Annotated in this window: 10 protein-coding genes and 1 pseudogene; 10 read left to right on the top strand and 1 reads right to left on the bottom strand. The window is 67.5% G+C overall.

Features of this window, described 5'->3' with window-relative positions:
• Positions 1-149 precede the first annotated feature (149 nt).
• A complete protein-coding gene (gene mdeB / locus A9Z05_RS16555) occupies positions 150-2882 on the top strand; it encodes an alpha-ketoglutarate dehydrogenase (protein WP_069619041.1) in 2733 nt (910 codons plus the stop codon).
• 129 nt (positions 2883-3011) lie between these two features.
• A complete protein-coding gene (locus A9Z05_RS34820; RefSeq protein WP_084044292.1) occupies positions 3012-3476 on the top strand; it encodes a hypothetical protein in 465 nt (154 codons plus the stop codon).
• 331 nt (positions 3477-3807) lie between these two features.
• On the opposite strand, the gene A9Z05_RS16565 is transcribed toward A9Z05_RS34820, so the two are convergent.
• Positions 3808-4308 carry an Lrp/AsnC family transcriptional regulator gene (locus A9Z05_RS16565; RefSeq protein ID WP_069619043.1) on the bottom strand — a complete coding sequence of 167 codons (501 nt, stop codon included), beginning with the start codon at positions 4306-4308 and terminating at the stop codon, positions 3808-3810.
• Positions 4309-4499: 191 nt separating this feature from the next.
• Here A9Z05_RS16565 and A9Z05_RS16570 point away from each other — a divergent pair.
• From A9Z05_RS16570 to A9Z05_RS16605, 8 genes and pseudogenes are all read left to right on the top strand, one after another.
• Positions 4500-4846 (top strand): annotated as a pseudogene (locus A9Z05_RS16570) (pyridoxal-phosphate dependent enzyme); the annotation flags it as partial.
• A 27-nt stretch (positions 4847-4873) separates the two neighbouring features.
• On the top strand, positions 4874-5206 hold the full coding sequence (locus A9Z05_RS16575) for a DUF2322 family protein (protein ID WP_069619079.1): 333 nt from the start codon (positions 4874-4876) through the stop codon (positions 5204-5206).
• A gap of 742 nt (positions 5207-5948) precedes the next feature.
• Positions 5949-7364, top strand: coding sequence for an undecaprenyl-phosphate glucose phosphotransferase (locus tag A9Z05_RS16580; RefSeq protein ID WP_069619044.1), 1416 nt, complete (start codon positions 5949-5951; stop codon positions 7362-7364).
• Between the two features lie 46 nt (positions 7365-7410).
• Positions 7411-8586 (top strand): polysaccharide biosynthesis/export family protein, encoded by a 1176-nt coding sequence (locus A9Z05_RS16585; RefSeq protein ID WP_084044293.1) that lies wholly within the window; start codon positions 7411-7413, stop codon positions 8584-8586.
• Entirely contained in the window at positions 8583-9113 is a 531-nt protein-coding gene (locus tag A9Z05_RS16590) for a low molecular weight protein-tyrosine-phosphatase (RefSeq protein ID WP_069619046.1), read from the top strand. The genes A9Z05_RS16585 and A9Z05_RS16590 overlap by 4 nt, the downstream gene beginning before the upstream one ends.
• 4 nt (positions 9114-9117) lie before the next feature.
• Positions 9118-11415: a polysaccharide biosynthesis tyrosine autokinase gene (locus tag A9Z05_RS16595; RefSeq protein ID WP_084044294.1), complete on the top strand. Its 2298-nt coding sequence runs from the start codon at positions 9118-9120 to the stop codon at positions 11413-11415.
• Entirely contained in the window at positions 11412-12665 is a 1254-nt protein-coding gene (locus A9Z05_RS16600) for a glycosyltransferase family 4 protein (protein ID WP_069619047.1), read from the top strand. The genes A9Z05_RS16595 and A9Z05_RS16600 overlap by 4 nt, the downstream gene beginning before the upstream one ends.
• Entirely contained in the window at positions 12662-13816 is a 1155-nt protein-coding gene (locus tag A9Z05_RS16605) for a polysaccharide pyruvyl transferase family protein (protein WP_069619048.1), read from the top strand. Before A9Z05_RS16600 ends, A9Z05_RS16605 begins: the two co-directional genes overlap by 4 nt.
• Positions 13817-13825: the final 9 nt, after the last annotated feature.

The following is a 13825-nucleotide window of genomic DNA, read 5'->3' on the forward strand; positions in this document are numbered from 1 at the left end:
AAGAGTGGCCACAACCGGAATATTTACACTATCCGTGAGCGAAATCCCAATGAAATCAGACGCATATTTTGCGGATCGGCGGGTAGCATGATCCGACCGATTGCCACTGATTGCGCGCCGCTCCGAACCGGCGCGCGGGGAGACCTGCGATGACGGACCTGTCGAACGGAATCGACGCCACACGGCGCGCCGGCGCGGCTCACGCCGACGCCGACCCGGAAGAAACCGCCGAATGGCTGGAAGCGCTCGACGCCGTCGTCGCGCACGTCGGCAAGGAACGCGCGCAGTACCTGCTCGGCCGGCTCGCCGCGCATGCGCACACCCGCGGGCTCGCGGCGCCGCGCGGCCCCGTCACGCCGTACCTGAACACGATCGCCGCGCACGAGCAGACGCCGTATCCGGGCGACGCCGAGCTCGAGGAACGGCTGTCCGCCGCGCTGCGCTGGAACGCGCTCGCGATGGTCGTGCGCGCGAACCGGGCATACGGCGAACTCGGCGGCCACATCGCGAGCTACGCGTCGGCGTCGGACCTGTTCGAAGTCGGCTTCAACCATTTTTTCCGTGCGGCGCCGGCCGACGCAGGCCATGAAAGCGGCCCGGGCGGCGACCTCGTGTACTTCCAGCCGCATTCGTCGCCGGGCGTGTATGCGCGCGCGTATCTCGAAGGCTTCTTCACCGAAGATCACCTGAAGCACTACCGTCGTGAAATCGCCGGGCCCGGGCTGTGTTCGTATCCGCATCCGTGGCTGATGCCGGATTTCTGGCAGTTCCCGACCGGCTCGATGGGCATCGGCCCGATCAACGCGATCTACCAGGCGCGCTTCATGCGCTACCTGCAGCATCGCGGGCTCGCGAACACCGCCGGCCGCACCGTGTGGGGCTTCTTCGGCGACGGCGAGATGGACGAACCCGAATCGCTCGGCGCGCTGTCGCTCGCCGCACGCGAAGGGCTCGACAATCTCGTGTTCGTGATCAACTGCAACCTGCAGCGGCTCGACGGCCCGGTGCGCGGCAACGGCCGCGTGATCGACGAGCTCGAAGCGCTGTTCGCCGGCGCCGGCTGGAACACGATCAAGGTACTGTGGGGCTCCGACTGGGATCCGCTGTTCGCGCGCGATCACGCGGGCGCACTCGCGCGCGCGTTCGCCGACACCGTCGACGGCCAGTTCCAGACCTTCTCCGCGAACGACGGCGCGTACAACCGCGCGCGCTTCTTCAGCGGCGACCCGGCGCTCGAAGCGCTGGCCGCCCAGCTCACCGATGCGGAAATCGACCGCCTGCGCCGCGGCGGCCACGACGCGCGCAAGCTGCACGCCGCATATGCGCGCGCGCTCGCCCATCGCGGCCAGCCGACCGTGATCCTCGCGAAAACGATGAAGGGTTATGGAATGGGCACGGCCGGCCAGGGGCGGATGACCACTCACCAGCAGAAGAAGCTCGACGTCGACGACCTGAAGGCGTTCCGCGACCGTTTCCGGTTGCCGCTGTCGGACGGCGACGTCGAGCAGTTGAAGTTTTACAAACCAGCGGAAGACAGCCCGGAAATGCGTTACCTGCATGCCCGCCGGGCTGCCCTGGGAGGCTATCTGCCCAGAAGGCGGATGGCGGCATCGAAGGGGCTGACCGTCCCTTCGATGCCGGCCTGGGGTGCGTTCGCGCTGGAGGCGGCCGGCCGCGAGATGTCGACGACGATGGCGCTCGTGCGCATGCTCGCCGCGTTGATCAAGGATCGCGACATCGGTCCGCGCGTGGTGCCGATCGTCGCCGACGAGGCGCGCACGTTTGGCATGGCGAGCCTGTTCCGGCAGGTCGGCATCTACTCGCCGCTCGGACAGTGCTACGAACCGGAGGATCTCGGCTCGATGCTCTACTACCGCGAGGACACGCGCGGCCAGATTCTCGAGGAAGGGATTTCGGAAGCCGGCGCGGTGTCGTCGTGGATCGCCGCCGCGACCGCGTACAGCGTGCACGACCTGCCGATGCTGCCGTTCTACATCTACTACTCGATGTTCGGCTTCCAGCGCATCGGCGACCTGATCTGGGCCGCCGCCGACCAGCGCTCGCGCGGCTTCCTCGTCGGCGCGACGTCCGGGCGCACGACGCTCGGCGGCGAAGGGTTGCAGCATCAGGACGGCAGCAGCCATCTCACGGCGTCGACGATTCCGAACTGCCGCGCTTACGACCCGGCGTTCGCGTACGAAGTCGCAACGATCATCGATGCCGGCATGCGCGAGATGGTCGAACAGCAGCGTGACGTGTTCTATTACGTGACCGTCATGAACGAGAACTATTCGCAGCCGTCGATGCCCAACGACGATCCGGCCGCACGACCCGAAGGCATCCTGAAGGGCATGCATCGGCTGCCGTCGGCAGTGAACGCGACCGCGCGCGTGCAGTTGTTCGGCGCGGGCGCGATTCTCGGCGAGGTGCTCGCCGCGCAGCGGATGCTGAAGGAGGACTGGAATATCGATGCAGCCGTGTGGAGCGTCACGAGTTTCAGCGAGTTGCAGCGCGACGGGATGGAAGCCGAACGGCAGTCGCGGCTCGGCGACGGATCGGCATCGTCGTATGTCACGCGGATGCTTGAAGGAACGCATGGCCCGGTAATCGCCGCGACCGATTACGTGCGTGCGGTGCCCGAACTGATCCGCGCGTACGTGCCGCGCCGCTACGTGACGCTCGGCACCGACGGGTTCGGCCGCAGCGACACGCGCGACGCGCTGCGCGCGTTCTTCGAAGTCGATCGCGCGAGCATCGTGCTCGCCGCGCTGAAGGCGCTGGCTGATGACGGGGAACTCGATGCGGCGGCGCTGGATACTGCGCGCGAACGGCTCGGCAAGACGGTGCGGCAGCAGCCGGGCGCGGCGCCGTGGCAACGCTGAGCGCGCCATGTAGCGCCCATTTTCGAGATGGCGGGCGAAGACGAATAGGCAGAATAAGTCCATTCGTCAGGAGAATTGCCCGTGCCAACACCGAGATGTTCGAGCTTTTCCGAAGCGTTTCAAGCAAACATGACCGCGCTGCATATGCCCGTTCCCACAACGCTGTTTGCGACCCTGCAAACCGCGGTGGCGAGTGTCAGCACGATGATGGGCGCGCTCAAGACACTACGTCCGGATGCGACGGTCGCGGAATTGTTTGGCGCGACCACGAAACTCGAAGTGGCAACCGTCGTTGGGGCGATCCTCGGCAGCGTCTATCTGGGCGCGGTCATTGGTAGCCTGATGGTCGCGACAGATGCTGCGTCGGCATGCGGCATCGGCAAACCGGGAACCGACCTGTCCTTGGCGGTTGCGCAATGGGGCGCGCGCCATCGCCTTGCGGTTCATCCATTGATCATGGCGCAAATCCTGCGGCATCCTGAAGTTCTCGCGCCCGGCCCGCATAGCTATCTCGGGTTGAAGGCAAACACTGCAATCCGGAGTACACGATGGAGTGGATTGTGGATCATTTGCTCCTCATCGTCACGGCGCTGATTTGCACCGCCGTAGGATGGACCATCATCGCCGCGACCGGCGAATGGTTTCCCACCCTGATGATAATGATCGCGTTCGCAACGTTGTGGGGCGATAACGCACGACTGCGAAAGCTACTCGAGCAAAACGGCATCGACCCCAGACAGCGCAAGCGATAGGAGTCGGTTCGTTACGCCGGCAAGGAAAACTATGCCTGCCCCTCTGTTTGATCACGTGAAGATGGCCCTTCGTTATGCGGCGTCACCGGTGAGGTCCGCGTGCCGGTCGTACTCACTTCGCTTCTCCCGCTTGCCGCTAACGCAGCATGCGCGGCCATCCACATCCCGCTGCACTAAACCGGCAGCGCATGCGTCGACAAAATCTCCTTGAGCACCATGAACGAGCGCACCTGCCGCACGCCGGGCAGGTACAGAAGCTGTTCGGCGTGCAAGCGATTGAAGCTCTCGTTGTCGCGCGTGCGGACCAGCATGAAGTAGTCGAATTCGCCGGTCACCACGTGGCACTCGGCGCACCCTGACACCTTCTGAGCGGCGTTCTCGAATTCGGCGAACGCCTCCGGCGTCGAACGATCGAGCACGAAGCCGATCACGACCAGCATCCCGGCACCGAGTGGCTTCGGATCGAGCAACGCGACGATGCCGCGGATCAACCCCATCTCCTTCAGCCGCTCGACGCGCCGCAGGCATGCCGGCGCGCTCAGCTTCACCTTCGCGGCGAGGCTCACGTTCGAGATCGACGCGTCCTGCTGCAGCTGCCGCAGGATCGCGCGGTCGATGCGATCGAGCGTCGGCGCGGCATCGGCGGGGGCGGCGCTGCTGCGATCTAATTTCATTGCGCCTCCGATTGATTCTGCGAACCAAAATTATCTTCCTCTGCTTTTCTACATCGATAACGTAGGCACTTTCCATTTATTTAGCAAACTCATTTCCCGGCGTCCTGCCTATCATCTTTGCATCGGGACACGGCGCACCGGCCGCACGCGACCGATCCGATTTCCTGCCCACCGTCTTTCGGAGACTGTCGATGAACGTGCAACGTTTCCCCCGCTATCCGCTCACGTTCGGCCCGACGCCGATCCAGCCGCTCAAGCGCCTGAGCGCGCATCTCGGCGGCAAGGTCGAGCTGTACGCGAAGCGCGAGGACTGCAACAGCGGCCTCGCGTTCGGCGGCAACAAGACGCGCTAGCTCGAATACCTGATCCCGACGCGCTTGCGCAAGGCGCCGACACGCTCGTGTCGATCGGCGGCGTGCAGTCGAACCAGACACGCCAGGTCGCGGCCGTCGCCGCGCATCTCGGGATGAAGTGCGCGCTCGTGCAGGAGCACTGGGTCAACTACGAGGATCCGGTGTACGACCGCGTCGGAAACATCTATGACCGAACCGACGGCGTGTTTTCAGTGATTCAAGCTACCCCAGTATTCAAGGACAACCTCGCGCAATTGCCGGCCATCGACGGCATCGCACGCATCGATCTCGTCGGCGCGCACGGCGACGTGGTCGCCACCATCGAGAACCAGCCCGGCAAACAGGGTTCGCTCGCTGTGTACCACTACCTGAAGCAGGCATTCGGCACGCTTGACGCGAAGGCTGCCGAGCATGGCCTTGCCGTGTTCGCCGAGCACACCGTCGATGCGCGCAACCGCCCCGGCGCACACCCGAACGTCGATCGCCTGCTCGGGATCGCCGCCGGCGGCGAAGCGCTGCGCATCGACGTCGTCGCGAAGGGCTAAGCGACAGACGGGGCAATGATGCCGCGCGTCGATGCGCGGCACGCACATGCATCTCGCCAATGAGCGCGGGTGTATGCAGGATCGCCGTCCCGCCCGCACCGGCCGGGACACCCGTGCCCGCATTCAACGCGATCGATGACGGCCTGCCCCCGTCATTTTCACGATTTGCTATCCTGATTTAAATCCTCCTCCGCGAAAATCGCCGGCCATCTCGACGGCAAATCACGTCGTCCGTCATTCGAAGACGCCGAAGCGCTCGCGACACATCCCGCCGCCCGTCTAGCATGTAGGCCCATCGCGGCACCGCATATCGTCCATGCATCGAGCATGCCGGCATGCTCGCGCAAACACGGCGCCGACAACCCCTGCGATCGATGCCCGGTCGTTCGCAATGCACGCATCGCGAAACGCCCTCACATCGCATTAGTACATGTATCAATTGCTGACGACCGCATTTAATACACGTCCCATTTAAATCGCATCCCAGGTTACCCAAAATTGCCATGGGTTGAGTCGAATCCAACGCATCGCCCTCCCCGGCACGGCCCCGTCCGTATCAAAAATCCGGCCAATGCGATGCACGCGATCGACCTCTAAGGCAGGCAGCGTCCCTTCCCCTCGTCGACCACTCCCGTGAAACGGAAGCAACGGCACCGCCCCGATTTATCCCGGCGCGGCACGGTTCGTTGCGTCCTGCGCGAGGCGACGGACGCCGCATCGAATACATCGGTAGCGAAGGTATATGCATACGGCACTCGAACAGCAACGCGCCGCCGCTCCGTCGGCGATCCATGGGTTCTTCACGCGCATCGTCGACATCACGCTGATCGCGCTCGGCGCCGCGGCGGCAGCCTGGTTTTCTCCCGGCGACGGCATCGATCCGTCCGACAACGTGGCGATCGTCGCGAGCACGGCGGTGTTCGCGATGGTCCTGTTCCCGGCATTCGGCGTGGCGCGCATACCGCGCGATCGCGCGACCCATCGCATCGTATTCCTTACCGTCTCGGGATGGCTGCTCGCGCTCGCCGGCTCGGCAATCGTCATGTTCGCGATGCGCGGCGCGTTGCCGGTGCCGCCGAGCGGATTCCTGCTCTGGGCGGCGGCAAGCGGCATCGCACTCGTCGCGTTTCGGCTCGTCGTATGCGCGACATTCGAACGGATCGTCCACGTGGGCGAACGCACCAGGCCAGTCGCGATCGTCGGCGGCGGCGCACATTGCGTCGCCGTGCTCGAACGGATCGCGCAATCGCCGTCGGCGCGCTATCGCGCGGCAGCCGTGCTCGATCCGGACCGCTCCGCACAACCCGGCGCGAACGGCATCGAAGCCTTTTCCACCCTCGACGCGTTCGCCGCGCACGTGCGGGCGAATACGATCCCGGAAGTCTGGATCGCGCTGCCGATCACTGAAACCAGCGCCATCGTTCGCGTGCTCGATACATTCCGGCACGACCTCGTCGACATCCGCCTCGTACCCGACGTCAGCCAGCTCGCGATGTTCGACGGCGCGATGGTCAACCTGGTCGGTGCGCCGGCGATCAACCTGGTCGCCTCTCCGCTGTCGCCTCGCGCGCTGGTTCAGAAAGCGATTTTCGATCGGCTGTTTGCGGCGGCGGTGCTGGTCGGCACGGCGCCGCTGCTGCTCGCGATCGCGCTGGCCGTCCGGCTGTCTTCGCCCGGCCCCGTGCTGTTCCGCCAGCTGCGCAAGGGCGCGAACGGCAAGGCGTTCGCGATCTACAAGTTCCGCACGATGCACGTGCATGCCGACACGGACGGCGGCGTGCGGCAAGCGACGCCCAACGATCCACGCGTGACCCGCATCGGCGCGTTCCTGCGCCGCACGAGCCTCGACGAAATGCCGCAGTTCATCAACGTGCTGCGCGGCGAGATGTCCGTCGTCGGCCCGCGTCCGCACGCGCTCGAACACGACGACCTGTATCACACGATCGTGGACGGCTACATCCATCGCTATCGCGTCAAGCCCGGCATCACCGGCTGGGCGCAAATCAACGGCCTGCGCGGCGAAACCGACCGCATCGAGAAGATGCAGCGCCGCGTGGAAGCCGATCTTCATTACCTGCGCAACTGGTCGTTCGCACTCGACATGCGCATCGTCGCCGCGACGATCACGTCCGGCTGGACCCATCACAACGCGTACTGATCACGCACGGAGCGCCGCCGCACGGCGCCCATTCCTGGAGAAAGCCATGCCTATGGAATCCGCCGCAAACGTGCGGCCCGGAGCCGCGCGCCCGCGCGGCGCCCTCCTGTTGCCGATCCTGTCGATCGCGACGCTCAGCATCGCGCTGTCCGCCTGCGCGCTCGCCCCCGGGATGCGCATGGCCGAATCGCCCCCGTCATCCGCGGCGGATGCCCGGCCCGATGGTGAAGTGCCGCATTACGAGATCCGGAAAATCGGCCCCGACTTGATTCGCCAACTGAAGGCGCAGGCGGCACGGCAACAGGCCGCGCAGGCCGATCTGCTGACGGCGTCGCCCGGCGCTTACCGGATCGGCCCGGGCGACGTGCTGCAGATCACCGTATGGGATCACCCCGAGCTGGCTGCCGCGCAAGGCGCGGCAGCGCCGAACGCGCCGCACGCCGCCGATCCCGTCACCGGCTTCGTCGTCGACCGGAACGGCGACCTAGCATTCCCGTTCGCCGGCCGGGTTCACGTCGCGGGCCTCACCGCCGACGCCGCGCGCACGCGCATCGCCGATGCGCTCGCGCGCGCCTACCGCAATCCGCAGGTCACGCTGCGCGTCGCGTCGTTCCGTTCGAAGCAGGTCTATATCGACGGCGAGGTCCGCGCGCCAGGCAACCAGCCTGTCAACGACGTGCCGATGACGCTCTACGAAGCGCTCGGCCGCGCAGGCGGCCTGAATCCCGCCGCCGATCAGAGCCGGATGACACTCGTGCGCGACGGCGTAACGCATCCGCTCGACCTGACGCAGTTGCTGCGCCAGGGCCGCAACCCGGCCGACATCGTGCTCGCCGCCGGCGATCTGCTGCATGTGCCGAGCCGCAGCGACTACGGCGTCTACGTGATGGGCGAGGTCAACAAGCCGTCGCTCGCGCTGCCGCTGCGCGACGGCCGGCTGACGCTGTCCGACGCGCTGTCGCAGGCCGGCAGCGTCAATCCCAACACGGCCGACGCCGCACAGCTGTTCGTGATCCGCGGCTCGCAGACCGACAGCCCGCAGGTGTTCCACCTCGACGCGCGCTCGCCGGTGTCGATGGTCCTCGCGAACGAGTTCGAGCTGCAGCCGAAGGACGTCGTCTACGTCGACGGCAACAGCCTCGTGCGCTTCAGCCGCGTGCTGAGCCTGCTGTTGCCCGGTGTCAACTCCAGCGCCATGGCCGCGGCGCTCGCCATCAAATGAGCGCACTCGCCACCTTGCTCGTCGTATGCGTCGGCAACATCTGCCGCAGCCCGATGGCGCAGGCGCTGTTCCGCGCGCGCCTGCCGGGCGTCGACGTGCAGTCGGCCGGCCTCGGCGCGCTCGTCGGGCATCCGGCCGAACCGTTCGCGGTCGCGCTGATGCGCGAGCGCGGCCTCGACATCGCCGCGCATCGCGCGCGTCTGCTCACGCCGCCGCTCTGCGCGCAAGCCGACCTGATCCTGACGATGGAGCGTCAACAGAAGCGCGCGCTCGAACACCGCCATCCGTCGCTGCTGGGCCGCGTGTTCACGCTTGGCGAATTCTGCCCGGCGCCGGGCCACGCACGCCCGGGCTTCGACGTGCCCGATCCGTATTGCGGCACGCTCCCGCTGTTCGAGCAGAGCCTGAGGCTCATCGAGCACGGCGTCGACGACTGGTGCGCGCGCCTCGCGCCGGCCGCACCGCCCACCACCTCGGCAGGCGCCGCCTCGCAGCCGCCTGCCGCTTCCTCCCGCTTTCCGGACTGACCCGATGATGCCAACCTCTCCCCCTCCACGCATGCCCGAGCATGCCGACGAGATCACGCTGGCCGGCGTGATCGATACGTTCGTCTCTCATCGCTGGCTGATCGCGTGCGTCACCGCCGCATGCGTCGGCGCCGGCACGCTGTATGCATTCCTCAGCCATCCGCAATACCAGGCCGACATCCTGCTGCAGATCGAGGACAGTGGCGACGCATCCGCCGCGAAGAGCCTGCTCGGCGACGTGTCGTCGCTGTTCGACGTCAAGTCGACGGCCGCGGCCGAAGCGCAGATCCTCGCGTCGCGGCTCGTCGTCACGCGCGCCGTCGACGATCTGCGCAGCTATATCGACGTGCAGCCGAAGCGCTTTCCCGTCGTCGGCGATTTCATCTCGCGCTTCAACCCGGACGTCGCGCGCCCCGGCGTGCTGGGCATCGGCGGATATGCATGGGGCAACGAGCGCGCCGATCTTCCCCGCTTCGACGTGCCGAAGCCGCTCGAAGGCGATCGTTTCGATCTGACGGCGCTCGACGGCGCGCGCTACCGGCTGTCGGGGCCAGGCCTGGCCGAGCCCGTCGTGGGGCAGCAGGGACGGACGGAAACGTTCCGGACCGCGTACGGCCCGCTCGTCGTCGAGCTCGCGCGCGTCGACGCGCAGCCCGGCACGCGCTTCACGGTCGTGCGCCAGTCGCGCGCGGAGACGATCGACACGCTGCGCCGCACGCTCGACGTACAGGAGAAGGTCAAGCAGTCGGGCGTGATCGTCGCGACGCTGCGCGGCCCCGATCCACAGCGCGTGCAGGCCACGCTGCAGGCCATCGCGAACCACTACGTCCGGCAGCATATCGAGCGCCGGTCCGCCGATGCCGCGCAGTCGCTGGCATTCCTCAACACGCAGTTGCCGATCCTCAAGAAGCAGCTTCAGCAAGCCGAGCAGCGCTATACGGACATGCGCAACGCGCACGGCGCGGTCGACCTGACCGAGGAAGCGAAGCTGGTGCTGCAGCAGACGGCCGACGCCAAAACGCGCCTGCTGGAACTGCAGCAGAAGCGCGACGAGATGGCCACGCGCTTCGCGCCCGGCCATCCCGACATGATCGCGATCGACGCGCAGATCGGCACGCTGCGGCGCCAGCAGCAGGACGTCGAGCAGCACGTGAAGCGCCTGCCCGATCTCCAGCAGAACGCGTTGCGGCTGATGCTCGACGTCAAGGTCGACACGGATCTGTACACCGCGCTGCTCGGCAACGCGCAGCAGCTCGAGCTGGTGAAGGCGGGACGGACCGGCAGCGTGCGCCTCGTCGATGCGCCGACCGTGCCCGACGAACCCGTTCGCCCGAAGCGGGCCATCGTGATTGGCGCGGCCGCGCTGTTCGGGCTCGTGCTGGGCGTCGGGCTCGCGTTCGCGCGCGATTTCCTGCGCGGCGGCGTCGACAGCGCCGACGAAATCGAGCGTCACCTCGGCATCAACGTCTACGCGACGATTCCCGATTCGCCGGAGCAGCGGCATGTCGCACGCCGGATGGCCGCCCACGCGCCGGGCCCGCATCTACTGAGCGCGCGCGACCCGCACAACGCGGCGATCGAAAGCCTGCGCAGCCTGCGCACCGCGCTGCGCTACGCGATGCAGGGCGCGCGCAACAACGTGCTGCTGCTGAGCGGCCCGGCGCCGGGCGCAGGCAAGTCGTTCGTGTCCGCGAATTTCGCGGCGCTGCTCGCCGCGAACGGCGCACGCGTGCTGCTCGTCGACGGCGATCTGCGCAAAGGCTATCTGCACGACTATTTCGGCGTCGCGCGCGAGCGCGGCTTCGCCGAGATCGTGTCAGGCGACATCGCGCCGCACGACGCGATTCACGCGAGTGTCGTGCCGAACCTCGATTTCGTCGCGACCGGCGCGTTGCAGCCGAACCCCGACGCGCTGCTCAGCGACGAGCGGATCGCCGAGCTGCTCGGCGAATGGTCGGCGCGCTACGACGCGGTGGTCATCGATTCCGCGCCGATTCTCGCGGTCGCCGATGCGCTCGTGCTCGGCCGACATGCCGGCACCGTGCTGCTGGTCGCCCGCGCCGGCGCAACGCGTCTCGCCGAGCTGGGCGAAGCCGCCCGACAGCTCGCGCACAACGGTATCGCGACAGCCGGCGTGCTGCTCAACGACGTCATCCCGCGCCCGGGCCGTTACGGCGGCCGCTACGGCGCCTACCGCTACACGCGATACGGCGACGCGCCGCGTCGCGACACCCATGCTTCGCCGGCACGGCGCGCACTGCGCGCGCTGGCGGCACGACTTCGCCACGGAGGCTCGCGATGAGCGACACGATCGATCTCGGGCGTAACGTGCGCCCCGCCACGGACACATCCCGAGCACGCGCCCTCTCCGCGCCGCGCCGCCCGGCACGCACGGCGCACGGTCCGCATCCGCGCCTTCGCATCGCGCTCGTCGTCGAAGCGGCGGGCGGCGGCGTCGCCGTTCATCTCGCCGACCTCATCCGCGGCCTGAGCGCGCACGACGGCGTCGAGCTGCATCTGATCGTTCCGCAAGGCCCACGATTCGACGCAACGATTCTCGATGCGGACGTGCTCGCGCATTGCCGGTCCGTTCACGCGGTGCCGATGCGGCGCGCGGTCGGCTGGCGCGACGCGATCGCCGTCGGCCGGCTCTACCGGCATCTGCTGCGCATCCGCCCCGACATCGTGCACAGCCACAGCTCGAAGGCCGGCGCGATCGCGCGCCTGTGCATCGGCCCCTGGCGGCAGGTCTATACGCCGCACGCGGTATATACGCTGAACCCGTCGCTGTGCGGCTGGCGCCGCCGCTTCTACGGCACGGTCGAGCGCGTGCTCGGCTGCCTGCGCTCCAGCCGGATCGTCGCGGTCTCGCGCGACGAGGCCGCGCATCTGCACGACGCGCTCGGCATTCCGGACCACCGCATCGACACGATCGTCAACGGCGTGACGCCACCGCGGCTGCTGCCGCGCGACGACGCGAGGCGCGCACTCGGCCTGCCGCGCGATGCGATCGTGGTTGGCTTCGTCGGCCGCCTCGAGCACCAGAAGGGCGTCGACCGGCTCGTGCGCATCGCGCGCGGCGTCCATCGCCGGTGCGGCGACCCGGTGCAGTTCGTCGTGATCGGCCCCGGCGATTTCGACACGGCAGCCGGCCCCGACGCCGACGACGTGCCGCCGAACCTGCGCGTCGTCGGCGCCGTGGACGGCGCCAATCGCTACTTCTCCGCGTTCGACCTCTTTGCATTGCCGAGCCGCTATGAAGGCTTTCCGTACGTCTGCCTCGAGGCGCTGGCCGCGCGCGTGCCGATCGTCGCGTCGAACGTGGCCGGTGCGGCCGAGCTGATCCGCTCGCACGACATCGGCCTCGTGGTGACGAACGACGACGATACGACCGACTTCATGCACGCCGTCGTCACGCTCGCCGACGACGCAGCGTTGCGACGCGCAATGGCCGCCAATTGCGCGCACGCACTCGAACACCATTCCGCCGCCGCGATGGTCCGGCGCACGCTCGCGCTCTACCGCGGCATCGTTTACCAGGAACCGAAATGACCCCGACTACCCACGTCGCGCTGCTGCATGCGTACAGCGCGCGCAATTCCGGAGACGGCCTGCTGGTCGATCTGTCCGCCAGGCTGCTGCGCGACGCATTCGGCGATGCCGTCCGGATCTCGATCATCGCGGCCGATCCGGCTTCGTTTCCCGCATACGACGACGTTGGCGCCGCACCCGTGCTGGCCGACCACGGCGCGAGCCGGGTGGCGCGCGCGGCCCGCTTCGTGTTGCCCGTTCGCGCGAACGCGCGGCTGCGCGACTTGCGACGCCTGCTCGGGCACGTCGATCTGATCGTCGGCGTCGGCGGCGGCTATCTGCGCGCGCGCAATTGCCAAGAGGCGCTGAAGCTCGAGGCCGGCCACCTGCTGCAGATGCGCGCGGCGAAGGCCTCCGGCAAACCGGCCGTCTACCTGCCGCAAAGCATCGGCCCCGTGCGGCCGGGGTGGCCCGTGGGCACGCACCTGCGCCACCTGCTCGCGTCGTTCGACACGGTTTTCGTCCGTGACGACCGCTCGTCCACATTCCTTGCCGCCAATGCGAACACGCGTCGTGCACCCGATCTCGCGGTGCTCGATTTCGAGCGCCGCAGCGACACCATCCTGCAGCATGCCGCACGCTCCGGCGACGGCACGCGTCACGTCGCATTCGTGCTGCGCCGCCCGCCGGCATGGAACCGTTCGCAACGCGCGCGTTACGCCGCGTCGATCGCGCGGCTGATCGAGCGCGTCCGCCCGCACTGTCGCATCTCGTTCGCGGTGCAAAGTGCCTGTCGCGGCAACGACGATGCCGCGTACTACCACGGCCTGGGCATCCAGGACGCGCTCGTGCCGCTCAAGACGCTGCTCGCGCACGATGCGCCCGACTGGGTTGTCTCGGTACGCCTGCACGGCGCGCTGGAATCGGTACTGCAGGGCGTGCCTGCCTTCCACGTCAGCTACGAGCGCAAAGGCTTTGGCGCGTATGCGGACCTGCATCTCGACGAATGGGTCGTCAACGGCGCGGCGTTCGATCCGGACGCCGTCGCCGACAGGATCCTCTCTGACGGCTCGGCAGCCGCGTTCTGGCAATCGGCCCGCACCGGGCTCGACCGGATTCGCACCGCGCGCGAACACGTGGTCGACGCGTTGCGCGCGGCACGATACGCGTGACGACCTGGA

Source organism: Burkholderia sp. A2 (assembly GCF_001729305.1).
GTDB classification, from domain to species: Bacteria; Pseudomonadota; Gammaproteobacteria; order Burkholderiales; family Burkholderiaceae; genus Burkholderia; species Burkholderia sola.

Excerpts from the sequence above, each read along its gene's own strand:
- A9Z05_RS16580 (WP_069619044.1), top strand. The coding sequence starts at position 5,949 with ATGCATACGGCACTCGAACAGCAACGCGCCGCCGCTCCGTCGGCGATC.
- A9Z05_RS16585 (WP_084044293.1), top strand. The coding sequence starts at position 7,411 with ATGCCTATGGAATCCGCCGCAAACGTGCGGCCCGGAGCCGCGCGCCCG.
- A9Z05_RS16600 (WP_069619047.1), top strand. The coding sequence starts at position 11,412 with ATGAGCGACACGATCGATCTCGGGCGTAACGTGCGCCCCGCCACGGAC.
- A9Z05_RS16565 (WP_069619043.1), bottom strand. The coding sequence starts at position 4,308 with ATGAAATTAGATCGCAGCAGCGCCGCCCCCGCCGATGCCGCGCCGACG.
- A9Z05_RS16605 (WP_069619048.1), top strand. The coding sequence starts at position 12,662 with ATGACCCCGACTACCCACGTCGCGCTGCTGCATGCGTACAGCGCGCGC.
- mdeB (WP_069619041.1), top strand. The coding sequence starts at position 150 with ATGACGGACCTGTCGAACGGAATCGACGCCACACGGCGCGCCGGCGCG.
- A9Z05_RS34820 (WP_084044292.1), top strand. The coding sequence starts at position 3,012 with ATGACCGCGCTGCATATGCCCGTTCCCACAACGCTGTTTGCGACCCTG.
- A9Z05_RS16590 (WP_069619046.1), top strand. The coding sequence starts at position 8,583 with ATGAGCGCACTCGCCACCTTGCTCGTCGTATGCGTCGGCAACATCTGC.
- A9Z05_RS16595 (WP_084044294.1), top strand. The coding sequence starts at position 9,118 with ATGATGCCAACCTCTCCCCCTCCACGCATGCCCGAGCATGCCGACGAG.